At 67.5% G+C, this 25,332-nt stretch carries 16 protein-coding genes and 1 riboswitch; of the genes, 9 read left to right on the top strand and 7 right to left on the bottom strand.

What is annotated here, in order from left to right:
• Nucleotides 1–2: 2 nt before the first annotated feature.
• Nucleotides 3–3,242, bottom strand: a complete 3,240-nt coding sequence (locus OXI49_09900; GenBank protein MDE2690813.1) for a TonB-dependent receptor — start codon at nt 3,240–3,242, stop codon at nt 3–5.
• Nucleotides 3,243–3,449: 207 nt separating this feature from the next.
• Nucleotides 3,450–3,578, top strand: a riboswitch (SAM riboswitch).
• 127 nt (nt 3,579–3,705) lie between these two features.
• Here OXI49_09900 and metB point away from each other — a divergent pair.
• The gene (gene metB / locus OXI49_09905) at nt 3,706–4,896 is read left to right on the top strand and encodes a cystathionine gamma-synthase (GenBank protein MDE2690814.1); all 1,191 of its coding nucleotides are present in this window, start codon (nt 3,706–3,708) and stop codon (nt 4,894–4,896) included.
• A 231-nt stretch (nt 4,897–5,127) separates the two neighbouring features.
• On the opposite strand, the gene OXI49_09910 is transcribed toward metB, so the two are convergent.
• Complete coding sequence (locus OXI49_09910; GenBank protein MDE2690815.1) at nt 5,128–6,135, bottom strand: D-alanine--D-alanine ligase; 1,008 nt, start codon at nt 6,133–6,135, stop codon at nt 5,128–5,130.
• A 60-nt stretch (nt 6,136–6,195) separates the two neighbouring features.
• On the opposite strand from OXI49_09910, the gene OXI49_09915 reads away from it, so the two are divergent.
• On the top strand, nt 6,196–7,845 hold the full coding sequence (locus tag OXI49_09915) for a tetratricopeptide repeat protein (GenBank protein MDE2690816.1): 1,650 nt from the start codon (nt 6,196–6,198) through the stop codon (nt 7,843–7,845).
• Here OXI49_09915 and hemW read toward each other — a convergent pair.
• Together hemW and OXI49_09925 are read right to left on the bottom strand one after the other, a co-directional pair.
• Nucleotides 7,842–8,996: a radical SAM family heme chaperone HemW gene (gene hemW, locus OXI49_09920; GenBank protein MDE2690817.1), complete on the bottom strand. Its 1,155-nt coding sequence runs from the start codon at nt 8,994–8,996 to the stop codon at nt 7,842–7,844. The two genes, OXI49_09915 and hemW, sit on opposite strands and share 4 nt — an antisense overlap.
• A gap of 287 nt (nt 8,997–9,283) precedes the next feature.
• On the bottom strand, nt 9,284–11,866 hold the full coding sequence (locus tag OXI49_09925) for a DUF3604 domain-containing protein (GenBank protein MDE2690818.1): 2,583 nt from the start codon (nt 11,864–11,866) through the stop codon (nt 9,284–9,286).
• Between the two features lie 99 nt (nt 11,867–11,965).
• Between OXI49_09925 and OXI49_09930 the strand changes: the two genes are divergently transcribed.
• The 3 genes from OXI49_09930 (at nt 11,966) to OXI49_09940 (ending at nt 18,180) form a co-directional block, all read left to right on the top strand.
• Complete coding sequence (locus OXI49_09930) at nt 11,966–13,897, top strand: DUF3604 domain-containing protein (protein ID MDE2690819.1); 1,932 nt, start codon at nt 11,966–11,968, stop codon at nt 13,895–13,897.
• Between the two features lie 45 nt (nt 13,898–13,942).
• The gene (locus OXI49_09935) at nt 13,943–14,569 is read left to right on the top strand and encodes an SRPBCC domain-containing protein (protein MDE2690820.1); all 627 of its coding nucleotides are present in this window, start codon (nt 13,943–13,945) and stop codon (nt 14,567–14,569) included.
• A gap of 1,361 nt (nt 14,570–15,930) precedes the next feature.
• On the top strand, nt 15,931–18,180 hold the full coding sequence (locus OXI49_09940) for a carboxypeptidase-like regulatory domain-containing protein (GenBank protein ID MDE2690821.1): 2,250 nt from the start codon (nt 15,931–15,933) through the stop codon (nt 18,178–18,180).
• Between the two features lie 357 nt (nt 18,181–18,537).
• Here the strand turns inward: OXI49_09940 and lepA are convergent, their stop codons facing one another.
• Nucleotides 18,538–20,328: a translation elongation factor 4 gene (lepA, locus tag OXI49_09945; protein ID MDE2690822.1), complete on the bottom strand. Its 1,791-nt coding sequence runs from the start codon at nt 20,326–20,328 to the stop codon at nt 18,538–18,540.
• Between the two features lie 53 nt (nt 20,329–20,381).
• Between lepA and rocF the strand changes: the two genes are divergently transcribed.
• On the top strand, nt 20,382–21,287 hold the full coding sequence (gene rocF, locus OXI49_09950) for an arginase (GenBank protein MDE2690823.1): 906 nt from the start codon (nt 20,382–20,384) through the stop codon (nt 21,285–21,287).
• A 25-nt stretch (nt 21,288–21,312) separates the two neighbouring features.
• Nucleotides 21,313–21,789 (top strand): EVE domain-containing protein, encoded by a 477-nt coding sequence (locus tag OXI49_09955; GenBank protein ID MDE2690824.1) that lies wholly within the window; start codon nt 21,313–21,315, stop codon nt 21,787–21,789.
• A gap of 6 nt (nt 21,790–21,795) precedes the next feature.
• On the opposite strand, the gene OXI49_09960 is transcribed toward OXI49_09955, so the two are convergent.
• Entirely contained in the window at nt 21,796–23,004 is a 1,209-nt protein-coding gene (locus OXI49_09960; GenBank protein ID MDE2690825.1) for a DUF4097 family beta strand repeat-containing protein, read from the bottom strand.
• Between the two features lie 167 nt (nt 23,005–23,171).
• On the opposite strand from OXI49_09960, the gene efp reads away from it, so the two are divergent.
• Together efp and epmA are read left to right on the top strand one after the other, a co-directional pair.
• On the top strand, nt 23,172–23,741 hold the full coding sequence (gene efp, locus OXI49_09965) for an elongation factor P (GenBank protein ID MDE2690826.1): 570 nt from the start codon (nt 23,172–23,174) through the stop codon (nt 23,739–23,741).
• A 9-nt stretch (nt 23,742–23,750) separates the two neighbouring features.
• Nucleotides 23,751–24,737: an EF-P lysine aminoacylase EpmA gene (epmA, locus tag OXI49_09970; GenBank protein ID MDE2690827.1), complete on the top strand. Its 987-nt coding sequence runs from the start codon at nt 23,751–23,753 to the stop codon at nt 24,735–24,737.
• On the opposite strand, the gene OXI49_09975 is transcribed toward epmA, so the two are convergent.
• Entirely contained in the window at nt 24,709–25,320 is a 612-nt protein-coding gene (locus OXI49_09975) for a hypothetical protein (GenBank protein MDE2690828.1), read from the bottom strand. The genes epmA and OXI49_09975 overlap by 29 nt on opposite strands.
• Nucleotides 25,321–25,332 lie beyond the last annotated feature (12 nt).

Here is a 25,332-nt window from a genome sequence, read left to right on the forward strand (position 1 = left end):
CCTCAGAAGCTGTACTTGATCCCGAGCTGGACGATCCGGCCATCGCCGTTCGTCGCGGTGATGACTCCATAGTCCCGGTCGCCGACGCGGTTCCCCGGCTGCGCGAAGTTCACCCGGTCGAAGACGTTGAACGCTTCCACCCGGAGTTGCAGCGATCGGTCGCCGCCGCCGATCGGGATGTGTTTGATCAGCGAAAGGTCGATCCGCTCGAAGTCCGGACCGCGGATGACGTTGCGGCGCGCGTTACCTCGACGCGTAGCCGTCTCGGCCAGGGTCAGCGGCACGAAGCACTCCGTGTTGAACCACTGGTCGACCGTCTTCGGGGCACCGCTGTTCGGGTCGCAGACCTGGTCCGGACGCGAAGTCAGGCCGCGGATGTCGTCGCCGCGAACCCGGATCGGGAACGGATAACCGGTCTGGTACTGCAGAATGCCGTTCAACTGCCAGTTGCCGAACACCCCGCGCACGAACCCGCCCCTGTCTTCGAGCGACGGCAGGTCGTAGCCGAAGCTGAGCACGAGCCGGTGTCTGACGTCGAACAGCGCCGGGCCGCGCTCAAGCTCCAGCGCCCGGTCGATCGAACTCCGGCGCTCCAGGTCGATCGGAACGATCGGCCGCTCCTCGCCGCCGACGTTGAGACCGGAGACGTGATCCTCCGCTTCGCCGTAGGTGTACGAGAAGAGGAAGTTCAGCCCTCGGGTCGGCCGCATCCTGACGCTCGCCTGAAACGCGTCGTACCAGGACTTCGCCACGGTGAAGGTCGGCCGCACCAGGCTGAAAGCCGGGTACTGGCGCGGCCCGGCCGTCGTCTGCCCGGGTTCGACGACGCGCGGATTGACTTCCATGAAGATCGGCAGGTTGCGGCCGCGCGAGCCGACCCAACCGACCTCGAGGCCGACGTTCCGGCCGAGCTGGCGCTGGTAGGTCAGGTTGAAGTGCTGGTAGTTCGGCGTCGTGAACTCGCTGCCCCAGCCGATGAAGATGATCCCCGGCGGGAACCTCGTTGGCCCGCCCGTGAGGTTCGCGAGCGGATCGGCGAGGGTCATCTCAGTAGGCGGCGAGTTGAGCTGGACCAGCGGGTTGAACGGCGGCGCCAGAACGGAGTTCTGGAAGAAGTCGCCCTGACCCGGAATACTGTCGTGAAACAGTCCCCAGCCGAGGCGGACGCTCGAACGACCGTTGCCCTCGGGGTCCCAGACCATCGCCAGCCGCGGCGCGAAGTTGTTCGAGTCCGTATCGTAGGTTCCCGCGGGCACGCCAGCGTCGCCCGGATAGACCAGGCCGGTGGGCGCATCGGGAAAGCGCGTCGACTGCTGGCCCGGCCGGAAACTGTTCAGCGCATCGCCGGTGTCCTCGAAGGGCTCGGCCAGTTCGTAGCGGAGACCGAAGTTCAACGTCAGCCGCGGCGACAGCCGGAACTCGTCCTGGATGTAGCCGGCGTACAGCGAGCCGTCGCCCTCGTTGATCGAGTCGGCGCCCGGCACCGCGGTGCGGAAGAGCGCGGGAAGCCCGAGCAGGAAGTCCGCCGCGGCGCTGCCGGTGTGGGTACCCCGGAACGTGAAGTCCCCGTTCGGCCGGTTGATGAAGCCGATGAACATCTTCTCGTTGCGGTAATCGATTCCCGTCTTGATCGTGTGGCGGCCGCGCAGGATGGTCAGATCCTCCGTGAACTGCTCGACTTCGTTCTCCCGCTTGACGAACGGCTGGTTCCGGTCACCCATGCTCGAGAAACCCGAGATGGAGAACTGCGGCAGGCCGATCGCCAGTTCGTTGATGTTCGGGAGGTTGATGCCATACTCGGAGTTGGTCAGGCCGCTGGTGACCACCGGTTCCGCGTCGATCGCGCTCGTCATCACTCGCACCTGGTTGAAGACGTTCGATCCGACGGTAGCCGTGTGGGACACCATGTAGTCCTCGAGCGTGGACGCAGCAGTGTTGCCGATCGGCCGGACCGTCGGCGGCTCGAAGCGGTCCGAGGTGCTCCTGAGCGCCCGCACCAGCACGTTCTGCGAGTCGGCGATCCGGAAGTCCAGGCGGAACCCGAACTGGTCACGGTCGTCCGTCACGTCGGGCGACACGATGTACCGACTGCCCACGTTCGGAAGCGGCATGAACTCACTGATCAGCCTGGTTGCGATCGGGCTTAGACGGTCGGCCGGGATCACGTTGCCCGGGAAGGGTTCCCCGGTCATCGGGTCCATGATCGTCGATCCGCCGGAGAAGTCCCCCATCCGCTCCGCGGCAGACATCACGGCGATGTTCTGGGTCGTCCCGCGCGTGTTCCGGAACCCCTCGTAGTAGCCGAACCCGAAGAGCCGGTCGGAGATCATCGGACCGCCGATCGTGCCGCCGAACTGATCCTGCGCCAGCGTCGGCTTCTCCTGGTCGGGCGGCGAGAAGTAGTTCCGGGACTCCAGCGAGTCGTCGCGGTTGAACTCCCAGATGCTCCCCTGCAGGCTGTTGCTGCCCGACTTCGTCACCACGTTGACGATCGATCCGGCGTTGCGGCCGAACTCCGCGGTGTAGGAGTGCGTCAGGATCTTGAACTCCTCGATCGCATCCGGCGGCGGCCGCACGACAAAGCCGGTATTGAACGTGTCGTTGTTGGCAGCGCCGTCGAGCAGGAAGTTGTTCGACTGGTTGCGCACGCCGTTGACGGCGAAGCCGGCGGTGACGGCGCCGAAGCCGTGGATTGCCGCGTCCGCATCCCCTCGCGCACCGCCCAGGCGAGCCGGCGGTTCGACCACGCCCGGAATCAGCGTGCCCAACTGGGTGAAGTTCCGGCCGTTGAGCGGCAACTGGACGATCTTCGCTTCATCGACGACGACGCCCAGCGTGGCGTTCGAGGTCTCGATCAGAGGCGTCTCGCCGGTTACGGTCATCGTCTCCGAGAACTCGCCGACCGAGAGCGCCATGCTGACCCGCACCGTCTCGGCCGCGGTGACCCGAACGCCTTCCTGGCTCAACTGGACGAAGCCATCGAGGGCCGCGGTGACGTTGTAGTCGCCCGGTGCCAGCAGCGGCGCCGCGAAGTAGCCGTCCTGTCCGGTCATCACCAGCCGGGACTGATTCGTAGCCACGTTCGTCACCGTCACGCTGACGCCCGGCAGGGCGCCGCCCTCGGCATCCGTGACGAAGCCGCTCAACTGTCCGGTCGCCTGCGCCCAGGCTCCCGTGGCGCAGAGTGCAAGGGCCAAGGCAAGTACCGAAACCACCCGAGTCCAACCAACCGAACTCCTCATCAAGGCCTCCTTCCGTCGCCCCTTCCTGGGCACAACCGCGGGGCAACCAAACAAAGAAAAACCGCACCGGCGGTTCGCCGCCGGAATCCAGGTGAGTGGGTCGTCAAAGGCAGCATAGCACCGGGGTGTCCGCGAGGTCCCACGGACGGTGCCTCGGCGATCTGCTACCATTTTCCCGCTTCGGCAACGGTTCTCCGTAGCCGGGGCAACTCATCGAGACCGGCTGAGGGACAGGCCCGTCGACGCCGGGGCAACCACCGGGGCCTCGCAACTCCGGGTTGGTGCCAACTCCTACGGGAGTTCCGCCCTCGGGCGGGGCTTGCCGAGAGATGAGTCAGGAGCCGCGCCAGCGCGGTCTCGACGCCACCTCCGGTTCACTCTCCGTAGAAGTCTTCTCGGGAGAGCGTTGAAACCGTCCCGCGCCTGCGGGACCAAACAACCCCCTTCTCGACCGGAGACTCACATGACAAACAACCAAGACCCGGCGACGCGCGCCGTACGCGCGGCGCTTGCTACCGACACGCAGCACGGGGCGGTCGTTCCACCGCTCCACCTCTCGGCCAACTTCACCTTTGCCGGCCTGGACGGCAAACGTCCGTACGACTACACGCGCTCAGGCAACCCGACACGCTCCGCCCTCGCGGAGGCGCTCGCCGAGGCCGAAGGCGGTCATGGCGCTGTGGTCACCGCCTCCGGCATGGCGGCGGTAACCCTGGTGTGTCAATCGCTCGATCCGTGCGATCGGATCGTCGCGGCCCACGACTGCTACGGAGGCACGTTCCGGCTGCTCGACCGCTGCCGGCAGCGGGGCCTGCTCGAAGTCGACTTCGTTGATCTGACGGACACGGAATCCATGGCAGCAGCGCTTGCCTCCCGCCCGAAGCTCGTCCTGGTCGAAACGCCCAGCAACCCGCTGCTCCGGATCACCGATCTGGAAGCCGTCTGCCGGCACGCGAAACAGGCCGGCGCGCTGGTCGTGGCCGACAACACCTTCATGTCGCCGGCGCTCCAGCGACCCATCGAGTGGGGCGCCGATGTGGTGATTCACTCGACGACGAAGTACCTGAACGGCCACAGCGACGTGATCGGCGGCGCGGTGGTGGCGGCGACTCCGGAACTCCACGAGTTCTTCGAGGAGTGGGCGAACATGATCGGCGTAGCCGGAGCGCCGTTCGACAGCTACCTGACGCTGCGCGGCCTGCGCACCCTGCACAGTCGCCTGCGCTGCCACGAGGAGAACGCACTGGCGGTGGTCGGGATGCTCCGTGAGCATCCCGCCGTCGAGCGGGTCTACCATCCGAGCCTGCCGGACCATCCCGGCCACGACATCGCGAGCCGCCAGCAGGACGGCTTCGGCGCCATGGCGAGTTTCGACCTCCGGGGCGACACCGGCGACGTGGCCCATTTGGTCTCGCACCTGACCTGCTTCTCCTTCGCCGAGTCCCTTGGCGGCGTCGAGAGTCTGGTCTCCCATCCAGCCACGATGAGTCACGCCTCGATGACGGCGGAAGCTCGCGCCGCGGCCGGCATCAGCGACCAGCTTCTGCGACTCTCGATCGGCATCGAGAACGCCGACGATCTGGTGGCCGACCTGCACGAAGCGCTGGACGGCGTCCTGCACCGGCCTCGGTCGGCGGCTGCGGCTACGGCGTAGCGTCGGGGCGTGGAACCCGCCCGAGCCGCTCCGGGGGAAGGGGTCCCGGGGGACGCTCACCCTTGGGAGGAAGACGGGAAGGGGTGGGCTCGCTGTTGTCGGCTGCGTTTCGGTTCGATGTCGGTTGCTGGGAAGGGTGTCGGGAGTCACTTGCCTCCGACCCCCCGGGACCCCTTCCCCCGGAGCGGCTCGGGCTGGACGTCTCCGGCATGCGGGCGACCCAGCATGTGGCTAGGTGTTGCGCGCCAGGGCCAGGCGGATCATGCGGTCGCAGAGGTGTTCGAATGAGATCCCGAAGACTGCGGCGGACTGGGGGAGGAGGCTGGTGGGGGTCATGCCCGGCAGGGTGTTGACCTCGAGGCAGGAGGGAGAGCCTGCGGCGTCAAGACGGAAGTCGACGCGGGAGAAGTCTCGGAGTTCCAGGGCCTCGTGGGCCGCCAGGGCGAGCTCGCGGAAGCGGCTCTGGAGGGCCTCGTCGATCTCGGCCGGGAAGAGCTCCTGGGCGCGACCCGGGGTGTACTTGCTGTGGAAGTCGAAGATCACGCCCGGCGCGACGATCTCCCCGACGCCCAGGGCCTGGCCGTCCAGCACGCCGACGGTGTACTCCCGCCCAGGCAGGAACTGTTCCAGGATCACCTGGTCGTCGAAGCTCAGGGCCTTGCCAACCGCCGAGTCGAGGTCGAAGAGGTCCGACATGAGGGTCAGGCCGACCGTCGAGCCCACGCGTGACGGCTTGACGATCAGGGGCAGGCCGAGTTCTTCGATCCCGGACTGCCGGGCCGGCCAGGTCAGCCAGTCGGGGGTCGGGATGCCGGCATCACGGAAGCGACGCTTGCTCTCATCCTTGTCCATCGCCAGGCGGCTGCTCCGGGCGTCGCTGCCCGTGAAAGCGATGCCGGCCGCTTCGAGCAGCTCCTGGACTTCGCCGCCCTCGCCCTGTCGGCCGTGGAGCACGAGAAAGACGGCGTCGTGGGCGCCGAGGTCGCCCGCGACCAGCGCGGAAAGGTCTTCCCTCGCTTCCAGCTCGCGCAGCTCGGTCAGCGACGGTGGGCGGGTGCCGACCGCCCGACCCAGGCGCTGCCGCTCCAGTTCCGCGTCCAGGGGCCCCGGTTCGATCGTGTCGAACACGGTGACGTCATGGCCACGGTCGCGGAGCGCGGCCGAAACCTGGGCCGCCCCGGCCAGGGCGACCGTCCTCTCCGGCGTCGAACCTCCGGTCAGAACTGCGATTCGCGCCACGGGTCACCCACCGAGGGCGGATGCTACTGCCGATCCGCCGCCGCTGTTACTCTGAACGCCATGAGGATCAGCAGACGCATCCTGCGCACCGTCATCGTCGCGTTCGCGATCCCGGCCATCGCCGTCTCAGCGGTCACGGCCGACGACGCCGGCGAGCCGCTCGCGCCGACGCTGGAGGGGCTGGGCGACCTGCACTACGCCATCACCACGTCGTCGGTGGCAGCCCAGCGCTTCTTCGACCAGGGGCTGCGCCTCGTCTATGCGTTCAACCACGCCGAGGCGATTCGGGCCTTCGAAGAAGCTTCGCGGCTCGACCCGGAAGCGCCGATGCCGCACTGGGGCAAGGCCCTGGCCCTAGGCCGCAACCTGAACGACTCGATGCCGCGCGAGCGCGAACTCCAGGCGCTGGAGAGCCTGAAGCAGGCCCAGGGCCGGAGCGACAACGCGAGCAAGCGGGAACAGGCGCTGATTGACGCGCTTGCCAGCCGCTACTCGACGGACGACGACGCCGACCGCGCGACCATGGACGCCGCCTGGGTCGAGGCGATCGGGAAGGTCGCCGAACGGTTCCCCGACGATCCGGAGCCAGCCACGCTGCACGCCGCGGCGATCATGAACACGATGCCCTGGGACTACTGGCGCGGCGGCAAGCCGCAGCCGGGCACCCTGGTGGCGAAGGAACTCCTCGAACGGGTGATCGCCGCGCATCCCGACCACCCGGGAGCGCACCACTACTACATCCACCTGATGGAAGCCCGGGAACCGCAGCTCGCCGAGCCGAGCGCCGACGCCCTCGGCAAGCTCATGCCGGCCGCCGGCCACCTGGTCCACATGCCGGCTCACATCTACATTCGCGTCGGCCGCTACGACGACGCCGTTACGTCCAACCAGCGCGCGATTGCCGCCGATGTCGACTACATCGCCCAGTGCAACGCCCAGGGGCTATACGCGGTCGGCTACTACCCCCACAACATCCACTTCCTGTGGGCCTCCGCCACGTTCGGCGGCCGCGCCGAACTCGCGATCGAGACTGCCGACCACCTGGCCGATGAAGTCCCGGTCGAACTCGCTCCGGCTCTCCCCTTCCTCCAGAACTACCTGGCGACGCCGCTGTTCGCGCGGGTCCGATTCGGCCGCTGGCAGGAGGTCCTCGACACGCCGCGCCCCCCCGCCGGCCAGACCTTTCAGACCGCGATGTGGCACTACGCCCAGGGCCTGGCCCTGGCCGCCGGCGGCGATCCGCGCGGAGCCAGACGACACCTCAAGGCGCTCGGCAAGCTGCGGCGGAGCACGGAACTCGCGGAGCTGAGCATTTCCTTCGCCACCGGTTCCGACCTGGTGCGACTGACCGAGCACCTGCTCGCCGGCGAGATCCAGGCGACCCGAGGCCGGATGGGCCGGGCGATCGACGAGATGCGCTCGGCCGTGACACTCCAGGACAGTTTCCGCTACGCCGAACCGCCGTCCTTCCACTACCCCGTGCGCCAGTCCCTCGGTGCCGTGCTGCTCGAAGCCGGGCGGGCCAGCGAGGCCGAAGCCGTCTACCGCCGCGACCTGGAGCACAACCCGCACAACGGCTGGTCCCTGTTCGGCCTCGCGCAAGCGCTGCGCGCGCAGGAGCGGAACCAGGAAGCGAACGAGGTGCACAAACGCTTCGTGGAAGCGTGGCAGAGCGCCGACGTGGAACCCGAAGCGTCCGTCTTCCGCTAAAGCCTCCACTCCGCCGCCAGACGATCGGCCCGGGCCATGCCTTCGAGGGTCGGCTCCAGGCGACGACCGCGCGCCCGGAGCCAGCCCGCCTTCTCCCAGGCCTCGATCTGCCCGGCGGCGCCAGCGGCCGGATCGATGCCGAAGCGTGACTCCAGGGCGGCGCAGTCGATGCCGGATCGCTGGCGGAGTCCCATCATCACGGCTTCCAGCAACAACTGATCGTCGGTCAACTCCTCGCGACCGGCAACCGGCGAGTCGCCGCCCGCTACCGCGGCGCTCCAGTCCCTCCACGGAGCGACGTTCCACCACCGGCTCCGACCGGCGAAGGAGTGCGAAGAAGGTCCCAGCCCCAGATAGGGCTGATGCCGCCAGTACTTCCCGTTGTGGCGACTCCGGTCCGACTCCCGGCGGGCGAAGTTCGAGACCTCGTACCCCTGGTAGCCAAGCTCCCCTAGGCGACGGTGAGTAGCCACGAAGTTCGCGGCCCTCTCGTCCTCGCCGGTTTCCCGCAGCCTGCCCGCGTCCCGCCGCCGGCCGAACGGCGTCCCGTCGTGGATCGTCAGTTCGTAGCAGGAGATGTGGTCCGGCCCGAGCGCCGCCGCCTCGTCCAGCGTCCGAAGCCACGAACCGCCATCGAAGCCAGGCAGCGAGTAGATCAGGTCAACCGACACCGACCGGAAGCCCGCGGCACGGGCCCGCTCGACGCTCGCCCTCGCCGCCGCCTCATCGTGCCGCCGGCCGAGAAAGCGCAACGCCCGATCGTCCAGCGCCTGCAGCCCCAGGCTGATCCGGTCGAAGCCGAGCTCCCGCCAGCCGGCCAACGACTCTGGGGAGGCATCCTCCGGATTCACCTCGATCGTCCACTCGGCCTCCGGATCAATCGCGAATGCCGCGACCAACCGCCGCCGAACCTCTCCAAGCTGCTCCAGGCCCAAAGCCGAGGGAGTACCGCCCCCGAAGTACACCGTGTCGAACCCGGCAGCCTCGAAGCCCCATTCGCCCCGACTCGCCCGACCTTCGATCTCGCTGCAAAGAGCGGCCACGAACTGTTCACGATCCGCCTCGCCGCCACGCGCCACAGCGAAGTCGCAATACGGGCAGATCGCCGAACAAAACGGAATGTGGACGTACAGCCCCGCAGCTTCCGTCACAACCGTCCGCCCACGACCAGACCCTACCGCCGCCCCTCCGTTCTTCACATCAGCGCGACCCGGCATTCGTTCCGACCGCCCGACGACCTCCAGCCGGTCCGGGGCCTGAGGGGGGAGGGTCCCAGCGGCCTCTGAACGAGCGACGCCCGACGCCCTTCCCGCAACCGACGCCCAACCGGAGCGAGTGAAGCGGAGCGAGCGCCAACCTTCCCTCTTCCGAGAGAGCGCGAGCGCCCGCTGGGACCCTCCCCCCTCAGGCGCCGGACCGGCGGGTGCAGCCTCCGGCGCTAGCGCGGCTTCTCGCCGCCGACCCACCAGGGGCTGGACCAGGCGAGGTGACCGTCGGTCTGCTCGACCCGGAGGTAGTACCAGTCCTCTTCTTCGCCGAAGTCGGTGAAGCGGAAAGTGACGTCGTCCCGGAGCCCTTCAATGAAGTCGACGCGCACGCTGTCCTGGTAGTGGCCTTCGTGAAACACGTGCTCATTGCCGCCGCGAGCATCGGCCGAGGTGCCCGGCGCCGCCGGCAGGGCCAGCGTGAACTCCGCCGCGGCGAACCGCTGGGGAGTGCGCACCTGGGTCGGCGCGGTGCCGTACTCCACGGCGGCCGCGATCCCGAGGTTGAGCCGGACCGCCGCCGGATCGCCCTCCAGCACCAGCGCGAAGGAGCGGCGCGAGCCGCGGGTCGTGAAGTCGAAGCTGGCCACATTCCCGTCCACCCCGAAGCGGTCCGCCACCAGCGGCGTCCCGGTCAGACGACCGCCGACCAGCTTCGCGCCTTCCACCGTCACGGTGCCCCGCCAGGGCCGCTGGCCGCGCGGGTTGTCCCGGATGTCGACCCAGGTCTCCGAGAAGAAGCTGACCAGGGCCTCGAACTGGCCCTCCGGCAGCGCGGCGCCGCCTGCCCCGCGCGTGTCGAAGGTGGCCACGACCTCGCCGTTGCGGATCAGGTCGACCCGGCGGATCGGACCCGTGCCGATCGCCCGTCCCTCGAGCACGCGGCGATCCGTCTGGTCCAGTTCGCTGCCCATCGGCGTACCGTTCAGCCGGGCGTCGAGCACGATCCGTTGCGCGCCGGTCGTCGCGTACGCGTGGCGAGACTTGAGAGCGCCGAACACGGCCTCAGTGGTGCGCGCGGGCGCCCAGGCCGCCGCCAGGCCGCCGAACTGGAAGATGTTCGATCGCCGCCCGGAGGCGCCCGCCTGATGACCGGGCGAGTAGCCGGGATGACCGCGATGGTCGTCGGACGCCGACACGAAGCCGACCCGGAAACCCTGCTCGAGGTAGCGGCTGCCGAACCACTCGAACGTTCCGTGGCCGGACATGATCTCGATCAGGTTCTCCATCTGGAAGTCGCTCTGCCGCCAGTCCCCGTTCTGGTGGGCGTGGGGGATGATCAGCACGTCGTCCGTGTCGTACTCGGCGCGCAGCCCCCGATAGAGCTGGGAGAGGTTCGGCGCCGCCTGCACGCCGACCCGCTGCATTCCGACGTTCCGGAAGAACACGTTGTGGTGGCCGCCCCGTTGCCGCGGCGACGTCCACTCGTAGCCGGCGAAGACCAGCAGTTCGCCCTCCCGGTGGAACTTCCGGACCGCTTCGTTCAGCTCCTCCCACAGGCCGTCCGTCAGCCAGATGTCGTGCTCGCTCATCGTGATGAAGTCGAGGCGGGCATCGTCGCGGGCGAAGGAGAAGTAGCCCTCCGGCGTGCCCTGGCCCTCGGCGAAGCCGGAGTGGCCGTGGGTCTCGCCCCAGTAGAGACGGTGTTCGGGGTCCGCCTGCACCCACACCGGATTCGCGGCGCCCGTCACCCCGCCGTCCGGGCTGCGGAACGTGTAGCGAAGGACACCCTCCGCGTCGGCCACGAGCTCCACGAGGTGAATCGCCTGTCCGGCCGGCAGCTCGGCCACCTGCTCGCCGTCGAGCAACACCTGCAGGCCGGGGATGTCCCGGGTGGCCCGGTTGTAGGCCCAGTCCTCCGCCCGCACCGAGATGACGAACGGTTCGCCCGTGCCGACGATCGACGGGGCGAAACCGTGGACCCGCTCCGCGGCACCGCCCACGACCTCGTATGTCGCGGGCGGCATCTCGTAGACCCTGCCGTCGCCCGGGTCGACGTGAATCGGCAGGGAGATCCGGTCGTTGCTGAACTCGCCGATGCCGAGACCGCGGCCGCCACCGCTCCTGTCTCCGTAGGTCAACGTGATCGTGTCGCCCGGCGAGAGATCTCCGCCGCGGACCCGAAGAGTCGGGAAACCGGCAGGACCGCGGAAGCCACCGTAGGGGCCCCAGATCGGGTGCGTATCCTGCTCCAGGCTGATGCCTTCACGGTTCACGCGGGCGGAGACGTAGTGATCGCCGGCCGGGTCCGTGGTCTGCAGCAGGCCGTAGCCGCCGGCACCCTGCGTCGAGATCACGATCCCGCCGCCCTCCTCCATGCCCAACGAACCGACGGCGTAGACGACCTCGATCGTCACCCAACTACGCGCCTCGAACACCTCGGACCCGGTTCGCGTCACGGTGCCGAGAGCCTCCTCGTCCTCCTCCAGCCAGGCGAGCTGGCGCACGTAGTCGTCCATCGACGCCAACTGGAAGGGCGCCGGTTCCGATCCAGGCCGGGGGAACGGCCCGTAGAACGCGACGAGCGGCAGGTTCTTGGGCACGAAGCCGCCCTGCATGGAGACGGCATTCGCCCACTCCCACAGAACCGGAGTGCGCTCCGCCACGTTCGAGACGGTGGTCGGGGACCCGGCAACATCCGCGATCAGCGCCTCGACGCGGGCCCTGAGATCGGGGTCCAGCTCGGCACTCGAAGCCGGCGACACCGCCACCGACATTCCCACCACAAGAACGAGTCCGCCCGTCAGTTTACGCACAACGAAACCTCCCTTCGCGATCCGGAGCAAGAAATTCAAACAGCGCTAGCAGGACAGACAATAGTAGACTGCCCGAACACCGTTCTTGAGGAGAAGCCGATGAAGCAGTTGACGACGGTCGCGGGGGTGGCCGTGTTCTCCGTGTTCCTGATTGCCGCATGCGCTCCCGGCGACGACCCCACCGGCCGCGGCGAGGCGCCCGGCGAAACGGCTGAGGCCCCTAGCCCCAACCCGACGAAGAACGCCTACTTCGGCGACCTCCACGTCCACACCCGCTACTCCTTCGACGCCTTCATCTTCGGCACGACGACGGATCCGAACGACGCCTACGAGTTCGCCAAGGGCGGGACGATCAAGCACCCGGCCGGCTTCGACATGAAGCTCGACCGGCCGCTCGACTTTCAGGGCGTGACCGACCACGGCATGTACCTCGGGATGCTGCCGGCTATGACCGAGGAGGGCTCCGCAGCGTACGGTCACCCGATCGCCGCCGACATGCGCGCGGCCGAGCAGGCCGACGAGCGCCGCGGCATCTTCGTCGGCATGCGGCCCTACCTGGGCGCCCGGCAGGGCGAGGACGAGCATCTCAGCATGGACGTCGTCCGGGACGCCTGGTCCAAGATCGTCGCGGCCGCCGAGGCGCACAACGATCCGGGGAACTTCACGGCCTTCATCGCCTACGAGTTCACGTCGTCCGGCTACGAGCGGGACAACCTGCACCGCAACGTGATCTTCCGCGGTTCCGAAGCCCCTGACGCTCCGTTCAGCCGGATCGACTCCCAGAACCCCGAGGATCTCTGGGCCGCAATGGACGGCTGGCGGGACCTCGGCATGGACGCGCTCGCCATTCCGCACAACCCGAACGGCTCCGGCGGCCGCATGTTCGAGATGGAGCAGTTCTACGGCGATCCTCTCGACGAGGGCTACGTCGACGTCCGGATGCGCAACGAGCCGCTCGTCGAGATCACCCAGGTCAAGGGCACGTCGGACACCCATCCGGCGCTGTCTCCCAACGACGAGTGGGCCGACTTCGAGATCATGCCGTACAAGATCGCGACGAACATCATCAGCCAACCGGAAGGCAGCTACGTCCGTAACGCGCTGCTCCGCGGCATCCGGCTCGCCGACGGTGGCCTGACGAATCCGTACAAGCTGGGCATCATCGGCGCCAGCGACACCCACGTCTCCGGCGGCGCCTTCCGGGAGGACGACTACTGGTCCAAGGTCGGGGTCCTCGACGCCACACCGCAGCTTCGGGGTTCGGTGCCCGGCACCGGCGCCAACCAGAGCACGGGCGATCCGGACCAGCAGTCGGACTCGTCGATCCGCACCGAGGACGGATCGGGCAGGACCTTCCGCGACACCTACTACTACACGTGGGGCGCCTCCGGCCTGGCCGGCGTCTGGGCGGAGGAGAATACCCGCGAGGCGCTCTTCGACGCGATGCGGCGGAAGGAGACGTTCGGCACGTCCGGACCGCGCATGATGGTCCGCTTCTTCGCAGGCGACTTCACGGACGACGACCTCGACGATGCCGAGTTCCTGACCACGGCCTACGCCGAAGGCGTGCCGATGGGCGGCGACCTGCTGGCCGCCGACGTCGGCGAAGCGCCGACCTTCGCCGTCATGGCGATGAGGGACTCGATGGCCGCGCCGCTGGATCGCGTGCAGGTGATCAAGGGATGGTCCAGCGACGGCGAGGGCGCCGAGATGGTCTACGACGTGGCCTGCTCGGACGGCGCCGCGGTCGACCCGGCCACGCACCGTTGCCCCGACAACGGAGCGACGGTCGACCTCTCCACCTGCCAGATCAGCGACGACTCCGGGGCGGACACCCTGCAGGCGGTCTGGACGGACCCCGACTTCGACGCCTCGAAGCGCGCCTTCTACTACGTCCGGGCGCTCGAGAACCCGACCTGCCGCTGGTCGACCTGGGACGCCCTGCGCGAGGGTGTCGAGCCCCGCTACGACGTCTCGCCGACGATCCAGGAACGGGCCTGGTCCTCGCCGATCTGGTACACGCCGGAGTAGCACACCTGACCGCGCGCCGGCGCGTATAGTCCGCCGTCGAGAATCATGAGTCTTGACGTCGAAGGCCACCTGGCCGCCGTAGAACGTGCCGTCTCGTCGCTCGAACGCGACGGCCGGCCCGCTCGTTCGGTCACCCTCGCCCGCGGCTTTCCCGTCCCCCTGGAGGACCTCTGGGACGCCGTGACCAACGGCGAACGGATCGCCCGGTGGTTCGCGCCGATCACCGGCGAACTCGAACCCGGCGGCCGCTACCAACTGGAGGGAAACGCCGGAGGCCTCATCACGGCCTGCGAGCCGCCGTCCGGCTACGCCGTCACCTGGGAGTTCGCAGGGGACACGAGCTGGGTCGAAGTCCGCTGTGGCGAAGACGCAGAAGGCGGCGCCCGGCTCGAACTCACCCACACCATGCTCCACTCTCCCCACTGGGACCAGTACGGCCCCGGCGCGACCGGCGTCGGCTGGGAACTCGGTCTGCTGGGACTGCCGCTCCACCTAGAGCAGCCGAACGAACCGCGGCCGGACGAAGCCGCCTTCGCTACGTCACCGGAGGGCAAAGCTCTCATTGCCGGCAGCAGCGACGCATGGGGAGAAGCAGCGATCACCGCCGGCGTGGATGCCGACGCTGCCCACTCCCGAGCAAACCGCACCACCGCCTTCTACACCGGCGCATAGGCGAGAGACCTGCACCGCGCCTGAAGCATCGGGAGCAGCGGTCCGTATAGCCGACATCGTCCAGCCCGCAGCAAGCCGCCGTCTCCGTCAACTGACGCCGTCCGGGGCTGCGGGGCGTGGGGTCCCAGCGGGCTCGGAGCGAGCGACTTCCAACGCCAGCCCGGAACCGACAACCTACGGAAGCGAGCGGAGTGAAGTGTGGTTGGCGAGGCAGTAGCAGCGGTGCGGTCCGTCCGATGAACTCCGGTGTCGGCCGTAGGGAGAGGAGCGACCGGAGGCCGACACCGGCCACGGTCCGGACCCAGGAGGTTGGCAGTCACGAGGGTTCCACCACTGCGCGGTGCCTCTACTGCGCGGTCCGGAACAGGTCCTGGTGCGCTCTCGTCCGGTGGCAGTTGCCGCGAAAGTTGACGATGTGAAAGTGGTGCGGCAGGCAGTCGATCAGCTGACCAACGCCGGTTCCGGTATCGAGCCGTCGATGGGTGGGTGTTGCCGGGACATCGCCCGCGCCCAAAGCCCGAACCTGCCAGCCCGAGAATTGACCGCCGAGTCGCGCAGCAGCTCCAGTTCTCGTTTCCTTAGTTCTCGTCAATCAAGTCGTCAACACACTGAAACGCTCACTCATCAAGCTTACGGAACGACGAACAGCCACTGCGGTGGCTCCACTCCGACTCGCCCTGCTGCCCGCCGGCCGAGAGTCTCTGGAGCCTGGCTGTCTCTCTGCTCGACTCCAACCCAACGCTCCGATGGGCGAGAAAGTCATCTTGGAGCAGGAAGGGGATCTACACCACCGTTGTCGGAACCGAAGAAAAAGCACACAACGATCACTGAGTGGGTGGGTTATGTCGCTCTATGGTCACACTTTCTCTGTATGGTCCCGTTGAGCGTCTTTGGCGAGCAATGTTGTCCGCCTCGACCATTCTCGGAGAACAGGAAGGAGCCCCTATGCGACCCAACATGATCTCGAAACTCGCGCTAGCGGTGCCGTGCGTGACGTTCTCGGGAGCACTGATGGCCCAATCGAAAGACGTGTGTGTGCCGGACATGGAGGTGGTGGTTCCCATGTCGATAGCGGCCGGGGAGTCCCCCACCCCCACGTTCGTAACCGCCGCTAGCGCCGACTGCACGACGTACTACATTAGGCTCACCCAAGGGTGCGTATCGGCCAACAACAGGTGCAACTGCCGGTTCCAACCAAGAAACGACAAGGGGAGAGGCAAAGGCAAGGAGTGCGTACCAGAACCAGTCTGGAAGTGCAATAAGAACGCCAGCAAGTGCAAGAGCAAAGCGGAGAAAAGGCGGAGCAAATGTGTGCGTGACAAGCGGCGCGGCAAAGGCTGAGCAAGGCGCCTCCTGAGCAGATGGCCACGATCTTGGTAGGTCGCCGGTGGGCCGTGGCGTCGCTCGTCGCCAGCTTGATGGCGTTGTCGGCCGGCGCTCAGACGCCCGTTGTGGTGACGCCAAAGGGCGGACTCGCGGACGTGGCTGAGGTTCAGTTGGTGACCCTCGGGGCCGACGGAGTGGTGAGCGGTATCGCCCACCACTCCGTCAATCTCGACCCGGACGCGATCGTGACGTGCGCGGGTGACGATGTGTGGTGTCCGAAGGTTCGTCTCGATGACCCCGCCGAACGCATCATCGTTCCCGCGTATCGGCGCGCCTCAATGTCGGTCGTACTTGAACTGCCGCCTGGCGAGCAGTGGGCGAGCGAGCCGATCCAGATCGACGGGTGGCTGTACGACTACTCGGACGAAGCCCCGCTGCTGTTTAGCGAGAGTGCGTCGGTGGAGATCGCGAATGGGCGTGTGGAGGCCCTGTGGAGCGGACCGCAAGGCGTTGTCGATCTTCGGTTGACCGTTCGGGACTGGATCCCCCACTACTGGTTCGACGTTGAGCCGGAGGGCGGAGTCGTGAAACTCGGCGAAGCTCGTTTGAGGCGTGGCGCGTCGGCGTCGGCGTTCGTGGTCGACGTCGAGACCGCGCTGCCGCTGGTCGGCGCCACAGCGTCTCTTGAGCCACCGCAGGACTTCCTCGAGGACCAGAGGGCCGAACGTCTCCGTGTGTCGGGGAGTACGAACGAGCGCGGGTTCATTCAACTCAAGGGCGTCGAACCGGGCGCGTACGACCTCATCGTGGAGGCCGAAGCGAGACCGTCGGTTCGTCTTGGGGGAGTCGAGATGCAAGAGGGCCGGGAGACCTGGTTGGGCGATGTACCAATGCACCGCTACCGCCGAGTAACGATCCGCACCGATCCGCCGTCCGACGACGGGGCGCCTTGGCGGATCGAACTGGAACGGATGGTGTCACCGTGGGACACCACGAAAGGAACCACAGACGAGTTCGGAGTGCTGGTGCGGCGCGAGTTGGTGCCCGGCCCTTACGTGATGAAGGTCTTCGACCTCCGAGGCAACCAACTGTTGTCTGAGGAGCGAACGATCGAGGGAGACGAGAACGTGTCAGTGTCGATCCGGCTCTCGCGAGTCCGCGGCCAGGTACTGCTCGGCAAGGACGGCCACCAGGCGATGGTAGAACTCTCGACCGGAGCAGGCGCTTGGACGATGTTCGAGACCGACTCGGAAGGCCGGTTTGGCGGCCGTGTGTCGGTCCCCACCGAGGACGAGTTCATCGCTTTCGTCGACACCGAGACGATCAGCAGGGAGTTTGAGGTCGAACCCGTCTGGCGGGACGGCCAGTACAACGTCACGTTCCAGCTCGGGGCATTCAGGGTGAGTGGCTTCGTACTGGATCGGCAGGACGGCTTCCCGCTCGACGGCGTAGATGTCGAACTGGTGCGCCCGACCGACGCCGAATCGGGGCCTCGACGGACCACTACCGACCTCGACGGCCAGTTCGTGTTCGAGGGACTCGACGACGAAACCCATGTGGTGTCGGCCTACCTGGAGGGATACTCGCGCTCCCAACAGGTGGAGGTCAGGCCATCCCGGATGGACGAAGATGACGACCTCGACCCTGCGGTGACGCTCTACCTGCGGGAAGGAACCGAACTGGAGGTGCTGGTGACCTCCGAAACCGGCACTCCACAGCGGAGCGCTCATCTGTGGGTTCTGACTCTGACACCGGATGGGGTAGGGGTTGGCTCGTCGCTCACGAACCTCTCGGGGCATGCTCGACTGGTGGTGCCCCGGAGCGTCACGCCCGCCGCCGTGGTGGTGAGGGTGCCGACGGGTGTTCTGTGGTCAGGATGCGTCCCTGTCCCGCCGGAAGGCACTACCATGGAGATTCGGGTGCCGTCGGGCCCAGGCGGAACCTTGCAGGTGACACCCTCCGGCCCGCCCAACAGCATCGCGACGCCCGAACACGCCGTGGTGTCGATCGATGGCGGCCTGCTGACCACCCAAGCGTTAGGGATGTGGATGAGCGACCAACAGGTGCCGTTCGCTGACAACGGCACCCTCACGGTGCCCCGTGTGGCGTCCAACCACTACAGCGTCGCGGACATCTCGGGTCTCGGCCTAGCGGCCTATCCGGCCGCCTGCCAGGGCGCTGTGCGGCCGATAGAGCCCTGGGAGTTCTTGGTCGCGGGCGGCGAACTGCAACTGCGGATGCGGTTCTCGATCGACGACGAGGTTCCGTTCTGGAACCTGCCCTAGTACGCCTTGATCTGCTCGCCACTACCACTCTGACGCACGACGCCGGCGGACCACGATCCAGCCCATGCGGGCGACGGTCTTTCGGCACGCGTACTGTCGCGGCCGATCGTCGACGTCCTGTTCGTCCGCCTCCCCGACCACGATCTTCGCGACCCGCACCATGGCGGTCACAGATCACAGACGCTCGTGTGGCCCTACCGGCAGTCTCCTCATCTCCGACGAACAGACCAGCGCCCGACGTGCCGACAAGTCAAGCGTGAGGGTGCCGGACTTCGAACTGACCCACTACCAGGGCTCCGAAGAAAGCGCGAACGTCTGCCTGGGACCCCACCTCCCGCAGCCCCGGACGGGCGGGTTCTAACCGTCGCTGCGCAACACCGACACGAAGGCCTCCTGCGGGATGTCGACTGAGCCGACGCGCTTCATGCGCTTCTTGCCTTCGCGCTGCTTCTCGAGGAGTTTCCGCTTGCGGGTGATGTCGCCGCCGTAGCACTTGGCGGTGACGTCCTTGCGGAAGGCGGTGATCGTCGTGCGGGCGATGATCTGGCCGCCGATCGCGCCCTGGATCGCGATCTTGAACTGCTGGCGTGGGATCGTGTCCTTGAGCCGCTCGCAGTAGCGGAGCGCCCGCCGGCGCGCCTTGTCCCGGTGAACGAGCTGGGACAGCGCGTCGACGCGTTCGCCGTTGACCAGGATGTCGACCTTGACCAGGTCGGTCGACCGCAGCCCGATCAGCTCATAGTCGAACGAGCCGTAGCCCTGCGTGACCGTCTTCAGCTTGTCGTAGAAGTCGAAGAGGACCTCGGCCAGCGGCAGTTCGCAGGTCAGCTCGACCCGCCCCACGGCCAGGTAGTGAATGTTCGTCTTGCCGCCGCGACGTTCGAGGCAGAGTTCCATGACCGAGCCGAGATAACGCTCCGGGAGCATGATCGACGCCTTGATATAGGGCTCGGAAACCTCCTCGATCTCTGACGGGTCCGGGTAGGCGGCCGGATTGTCGATCTGCCGCTCCGCGCCGTCCGACATCGTCACTTCGTACCGCACCGACGGCGCGGAGAGCACGAGCGACAGCCCGTACTCCCGCTCCAGGCGCTCCTGGACAACATCCAGGTGAAGCAGCCCGAGGAACCCGCAGCGGAACCCGAAACCGAGTGCCGACGACGAGTCTTTCTCGTAGGTCAGCGAAGCGTCGTTCAGCGCCAGCTTCTCGAGCGCACGGGTCAGATCCTCGTAGTCGTGACTCGAGACCGGATAGATCGAGGAGAAGACCACTGGCTTGGCCTCGCGATAGCCCGGGATGGGTTCCGCGGCGCCACTCGGGAGCGTCGTGATCGTGTCGCCGATGTCGATCTCGGAGATCTTCCGGATCCCGGCGATGACGTAGCCCACGGCGCCGGCCTCCAGCTCCTCGCGCTGTCTCCGCTTGAGCAGCAGGGTCCCGATCTCCTCCACTTCGTGCTCGCTGCCGGTGTGCATCAGGCGGATCTTCTGTTTCGGCCGGAGCGTGCCCTGGCGCACCCGGACCAGCATCACGACGCCACGGTACGGGTCGTACTGGGCGTCGAAGACCAGCGCCTTCAGCGGCGCCGAACCATCGCCCTCCGGCGCCGGCAGTCGCTCCACGATCGCGTCGAGCACATCCTCGACGCCGTCGCCAGTCTTGGCCGAGCACAGCACCGCCTCGAACGGGTCCAGGCCCAGGTCACTCTCGATCTCCTCGCGAACCCGGTCGACATCCGCGGACGGCAGGTCGATCTTGTTGATCACCGGAATGATCGTGAGGTCGTACTCCAGCGCGAGGTAGAGGTTGGCGACCGTCTGTGCCTCCACGCCCTGGGACGCATCGATCAGGAGCAGCGCCCCCTCGCACGACATGAGCGACCGCCGCACCTCGTGCGAGAAGTCGACATGACCCGGGGTGTCGATCAGGTTCAGACGGCAGGGCAGGCCCTCCGCGTCCTGGTGCCGGAGGGTGACCGTATTGCTCTTGATCGTGATCCCCCGCTCCCGCTCGATGTCCATCGAATCGAGGATCTGGTCGCGGAACTCCCGGTCCTCGATCGCCCCGCAGTGCTGGATCAGGCGATCGGCGAGCGTCGACTTGCCGTGGTCGATGTGCGCGATGATGCAGAAGTTGCGGACGGACATGGCTGATCCGCATCCTATGAGCTTGCGGCGCCAGGTGCGCTAACTTCCCACCCATGTCCACCCCCGCAGCCCGGACCACGATTCGGATCGTTGGCGCGCCGCTCGATCTCGGGCAGGCGCGCCGCGGCGTGGACCTGGGGCCTACCGCGCTCCGCTACGCCGGTCTCAAGTCGGCCTTGCTGGGCCTCGGCTACCGCGTGGAAGACCGCGGCAACATCGAGGCGGTCGAGCGCGACTCCCTGCCGGAGGAACCCGGCCTGGGCTTCCTCCGACCCGTTGTCGACGCCTGCGAACGCATCTACGACGCAAGCCGTGAAGCCGTAGCCGACGGCGCCCTGCCGCTGGTCCTGGGCGGCGATCACTCGATCGCCGTGGGCACCGTGGGCGGCGTCTCGCACGAACACCGCGCCGGCGTTCTGTGGATCGACGCACACGGCGATTTCAACACGCCCGAGACTTCCCCGACCGGCAATCTCCACGGCATGCCGCTGGCGGCGCTCTGCGGCTACGGCGCGCCGGAACTGGTCGATGCCGGTCGCCCAGGCGCCAAGCTCCGGCCGAAGGATGTCGTCCTGTTCGGAGTCCGCGACCTCGACCCGGGCGAGCAGGCGCTGATCCACCGGGCCGGCGTCACCGTCTTCACGATGCGCCAGATCGACGAGCGAGGTCTGGCTCCCCTCGCAAACGAAGCCCTCGAACGCCTGGGGCACGTGGACCGGCTCCACGTCAGCCTGGACATGGACTCGATCGATCCGCGGGAAGCGCCGGGCGTGGGTACCCAGGCGCCCGGAGGCCTGAGTTACCGCGAGGGGCACCTGCTGATGGAACTGATCGCCGAACACGGCGGTCTGGGTTCCGTCGACGTCGTCGAAGTGAACCCCATTCTCGACACGCGCAATCAGACCGCGAAGCTCGCCCTCGGCCTGCTGAGTTCGCTCTTCGGACGCAGCATCCTGTAGCGCGCGCAACGACCAGGAGACCACCATGACCGACGAACCCCGCCAGTACTGGCTGATGAAGAGCGAGCCGGGCGAGTACTCGCTCGACGACCTGGCCCACGACGGCAAGACCTACTGGGACGGCGTGCGCAACTATCAGGCCCGCAACCTGATGCGCGACCGGATGCGGATCGGCGACGGCGTCCTCTACTACCACTCGAACGCCAAGCCGACCGCGGTGGTGGGACTGGCCCGGGTGTGCAGCGAGTCCTATCCCGATCCGACCCAGTTCGACCCGGATGACTCTCACTACGACCCGAAATCGGACCCGGAGAATCCCCGGTGGTACCTCGTCGACATCGAGTTCGAGTGCAAGTTCGACGAGCCCGTCACCCTGGCCGAGCTACGCCAGCGGCCCGACCTGGAGGGAATGGCCCTGCTCCGCCGGGGCCAGCGGCTCTCCGTTCAGCCAGTGACCGAACGGGAGTGGCGGATCGTGTGCGCGATGGCTGGGGCGCGCTAACTTCGGTCAGTTCACGTTCGCGACGCGGACGCTTCCCGAGCCCGTGTCGAGGATCACGCTCGCATCGCCGTCGCCGGCAATGAACCGCATCTCGCCCCGCGACTTGTGCAGCGTCTTCGCGATCGGCACGTCGACGTCGATGCCGCCGCTTCCGATGTCGATGTCGAACCGGGCCGACAGATCCTCCGGAACCAGCATGACGATGCCGCCGGAGCCGGTGCCGATCTCGAACCTGCCGTCACCCATCCGCTCGAGGGCCAGATGCACCCTGCCGCTGCCCGTATCGATCTCCGCGGCGTCGGCGCCCGCGGACTCGACCCGAACGCTGCCGCTGCCCGTGTCGATCGACAACCGTTCGGCTTCCAGGCCGTCCACCGTGACTCCGCCGCTGCCGGTGTCAATGTCGATCGCCTCGGCCGCCACTTCCGTCACCGCCACCGGGCCGCTGCCGGTGTCGATCGAGAGCGCCGAGCCCTCGAAACGGTCGAGACTGGCGCTGCCGCTGCCCGTGTCCAGGTCCAGCCGGCCGCGCACGTCCCGCACGGCCAAGCCACCGCTGCCGACACGGAGCTCGATCCGGCCGTCCAGTCCGGTTGCCTCCATGGCGCCGGCCTTCACGTCCAAGTCGAGGTCCGCGGCGAGGGTCTCGATCTGCACGTCACCCGCCCCGTGTTCGAGCGTGAGCGAAGCCCCCTCGGGCACGCGTATCACAAGATCGGCCCACACCTCCATGCCCCTGCCGCTCCGCTCGACCCGAACGCGACGACCCGAGACGGCCCGCAGGATCTCCCCCAGCAGGCTGCTGGATCGACCCTCGCGGAACCAGAGCTGAGCCCGCCGGCGGCTGAACTCCGGATACACGAACCGGCGCTCGTCGTCGACCGGGAAGACGACGTCCAGCCGGGCGCGGGAACCGCGCTCCTGTTCGATGTCGATGTTGCGCCGCACGCCGTCGGCGCCGCGCACGGAAACGTCGACCTCGAACTCGTCGCCGGCTGCCTGCCCGATAGTCACCTTGCCGATCAGGTTGGTGACCTCCAGCGAACGGGCGTCGAAGCGGTGGCTCTCGTCGAATTCGCCGAAGGCGGGCGTCGAAAGAGCCGCTGCGGCAGCCACCAGCGTCATGACCGCCAGGCCCCAACGCGGTGTCCGCGGCCCGCGGCGACCGATTGAGGCGTTGGAATCCGGAACGGGAATCGAAGGTCGGTTGGTCATCGCGCTCTCCCTGGTTCGGGGCAGGGCTTCCGTCACGGCCGGAAAGGACCGCCACCTGCCGCCCTTACCGCCATACAACGCAGGCAGGAGGCGGTGAGTTTCACCGCCGCCCTGCTGCTAGGGTTCGCCGCAGCGAGGGGCGTCAACGGATAAGGCGTTCGGGATCGATGGCCAGCTACAACATGAACCAGGTCCGCACCGGGCTCAAGGTGCTCGAGAGCGGCGAGCCGAACGTGATCATCTCGTGCGATTTCGTCAAGCCCGGCAAGGGCCAGGCGTTCACCCGGGTCAAGATGCGCAACCTCCTGAACGGACGGGTCAACGAGAAGACCTACAAGCCGGGCGACCTGCTCGAGGGCGCCGACGTCATCGAGACGTCGATGCAGTACCTCTACACCGACGGCGGGCACTGGTTCTTCATGAATCCCGACACCTACGACCAGGTCGAGGCCGATGCCGCGGCCCTGGGCGGAGCCGAGCAGTGGATCAAGGAGGAGGACATCTGCAGCGTGACGCTCTGGAACGGCCATCCGATCCTCGTCGCGGCGCCGAACTTCGTGACTCGTGAGGTGATCGAAACGGATCCCGGACTCAAGGGCGACACCTCCAGCGGCGGCAGCAAGCCGGCGAAGCTAGAAACCGGTGCGGTCGTCAAGGTACCGCTCTTCATCCAGACCGGCGAGGCCATCCGGGTCGACACCCGGACCGGCGAGTACGTCTCCCGCGGCAAGACCTAAGGGCGGACGGTGACGGGCGACGCCGCGGAGTGGCGGCCCACAGCCGGGTTGACCGCCCTGAAACGACGCGCAGCCATGCTCGCCAGGCTGCACGCCTTCTTCGCCGAGCGGGAAGTGCTCGAGGTCGAAACCCCCCTGCTGTCCGCCGAAACCACTCTCGACCCGCACCTGGAGCCGCTGAGCTCCGCCGTCGAGGCCCCCGGCATTGACGGCCGGCGGATGTACCTCCAGACCTCGCCCGAACTCGCCATGAAGCGGATGCTGGCCGCGGGTTCCGGATCGATCTACCAGGTATGCAAGGCGTTCCGTGGCGGCGAGCGCGGCCGCTGGCACAACCCCGAGTTCACGATCCTCGAGTGGTATCGCGTGGGATGGGACGTGCACCGACTGATGAGGGAAGTCGCGGCCCTGATCGAGACCCTTCTCGCCGGTTCGCGGCGCCTGGAGCCGGCGACCTATGTCGGCTACGCCGATCTCATGCGCCGGCACGCCGGGATCGATCCGTACGACGCATCGACCGGAGCCCTGCGACGGGCCGTCGCGGACGGCCCCTCACCGGTCGACACCACCGACCTAGACCGGGACGATCTGCTGTCCCGGCTGTTCGGCGAACGGGTGGAGCCTGAGTTCGCGACCGACCGTGTCACGGTCGTTTTCGACTATCCCGCCTCCCAGGCCGCGATGGCGCAATTGAACGCTTCCGACCCCCGCACCGCCGAGCGTTTCGAGGCCTACGTCGGGGATATCGAGCTCGCCAACGGCTACGGCGAACTCTGCGATCCGGCCGAACAGCGGCAACGCCTTGAGTACGACCTGGCGAGCCGCCGCAGAACCGGCCAACCGCTGCCGCCGATTCCGTCCCGTTTCCTGGCCGCACTGGAGTCGGGTCTCCCGCCCTGCGCGGGAGTCGCCCTGGGTTTCGACAGGCTGCTCGGTCTCGACCTTGAAGCAGGGAGTATCGACGAACTCATCTCCTTCCCGATCGAGCGAGCCTGACGGCGGCAGGGCCCGGCGGCACGACTTCGAGGAGTTCGACCGCGGGTTGCCCATCGCAGAAGATCGTCGCGAGACGGCCATGAACGCGCGACCCTTTGCAGTCCACCCGGTCGCCCAGACCGAAGTGGCGCCGCATCTCGCCGTCCGGCTCGATCTCGAGCAGACAGTGGGTGCTGATTCGCCGCAACCGGCTGTGGCGAATCAGCACATGGCCGAGCGGAGTCGCTTCGCTGAGGATCTCGCGCCGGGCTGCCTCCCTCGTAAACCGGAAGTCGATGAGCACGATCCCGAACAGCACCACGCCAGCGGATTGTCCTGGCGCGACGGCCCTGGCGTCCGCACGCCGCAGGAGGATTCTGCGCGCGTAGCGTCCGTCGTGCGCGACGCGATCCAGGACATCGACGTCGACCGCGGCCCCATGGTGGGCCTCCAGGGTCACCGTCATGTGATCTTCGTGATCCAGAAGAGCCCGCTGAGGCTGTGGAACGGCAGACCGCGGTACAACCACGGCTTCAGGGGCCCGCCGGCCGAACAGGCCGTACAGGTCGCCGATGTCGTGCGCCTGCGCAATCACCTCTTTCACGGCGGCGGACTC

This window comes from Acidobacteriota bacterium (assembly GCA_028875725.1).
GTDB lineage: Bacteria > Acidobacteriota > Thermoanaerobaculia > Multivoradales > Multivoraceae > Multivorans.

Bases quoted from the DNA above. Each gene is read 5' to 3' on its own strand.
- lepA (MDE2690822.1), bottom strand. From the start codon at position 20,328: ATGTCCGTCCGCAACTTCTGCATCATCGCGCACATCGACCACGGCAAG.
- OXI49_09940 (MDE2690821.1), top strand. From the start codon at position 15,931: ATGGCCACGATCTTGGTAGGTCGCCGGTGGGCCGTGGCGTCGCTCGTC.
- OXI49_09915 (MDE2690816.1), top strand. From the start codon at position 6,196: ATGAGGATCAGCAGACGCATCCTGCGCACCGTCATCGTCGCGTTCGCG.
- rocF (MDE2690823.1), top strand. From the start codon at position 20,382: ATGTCCACCCCCGCAGCCCGGACCACGATTCGGATCGTTGGCGCGCCG.
- OXI49_09960 (MDE2690825.1), bottom strand. From the start codon at position 23,004: ATGACCAACCGACCTTCGATTCCCGTTCCGGATTCCAACGCCTCAATC.
- OXI49_09900 (MDE2690813.1), bottom strand. From the start codon at position 3,242: ATGAGGAGTTCGGTTGGTTGGACTCGGGTGGTTTCGGTACTTGCCTTG.
- OXI49_09935 (MDE2690820.1), top strand. From the start codon at position 13,943: ATGAGTCTTGACGTCGAAGGCCACCTGGCCGCCGTAGAACGTGCCGTC.
- efp (MDE2690826.1), top strand. From the start codon at position 23,172: ATGGCCAGCTACAACATGAACCAGGTCCGCACCGGGCTCAAGGTGCTC.
- OXI49_09930 (MDE2690819.1), top strand. From the start codon at position 11,966: ATGAAGCAGTTGACGACGGTCGCGGGGGTGGCCGTGTTCTCCGTGTTC.
- metB (MDE2690814.1), top strand. From the start codon at position 3,706: ATGACAAACAACCAAGACCCGGCGACGCGCGCCGTACGCGCGGCGCTT.
- OXI49_09955 (MDE2690824.1), top strand. From the start codon at position 21,313: ATGACCGACGAACCCCGCCAGTACTGGCTGATGAAGAGCGAGCCGGGC.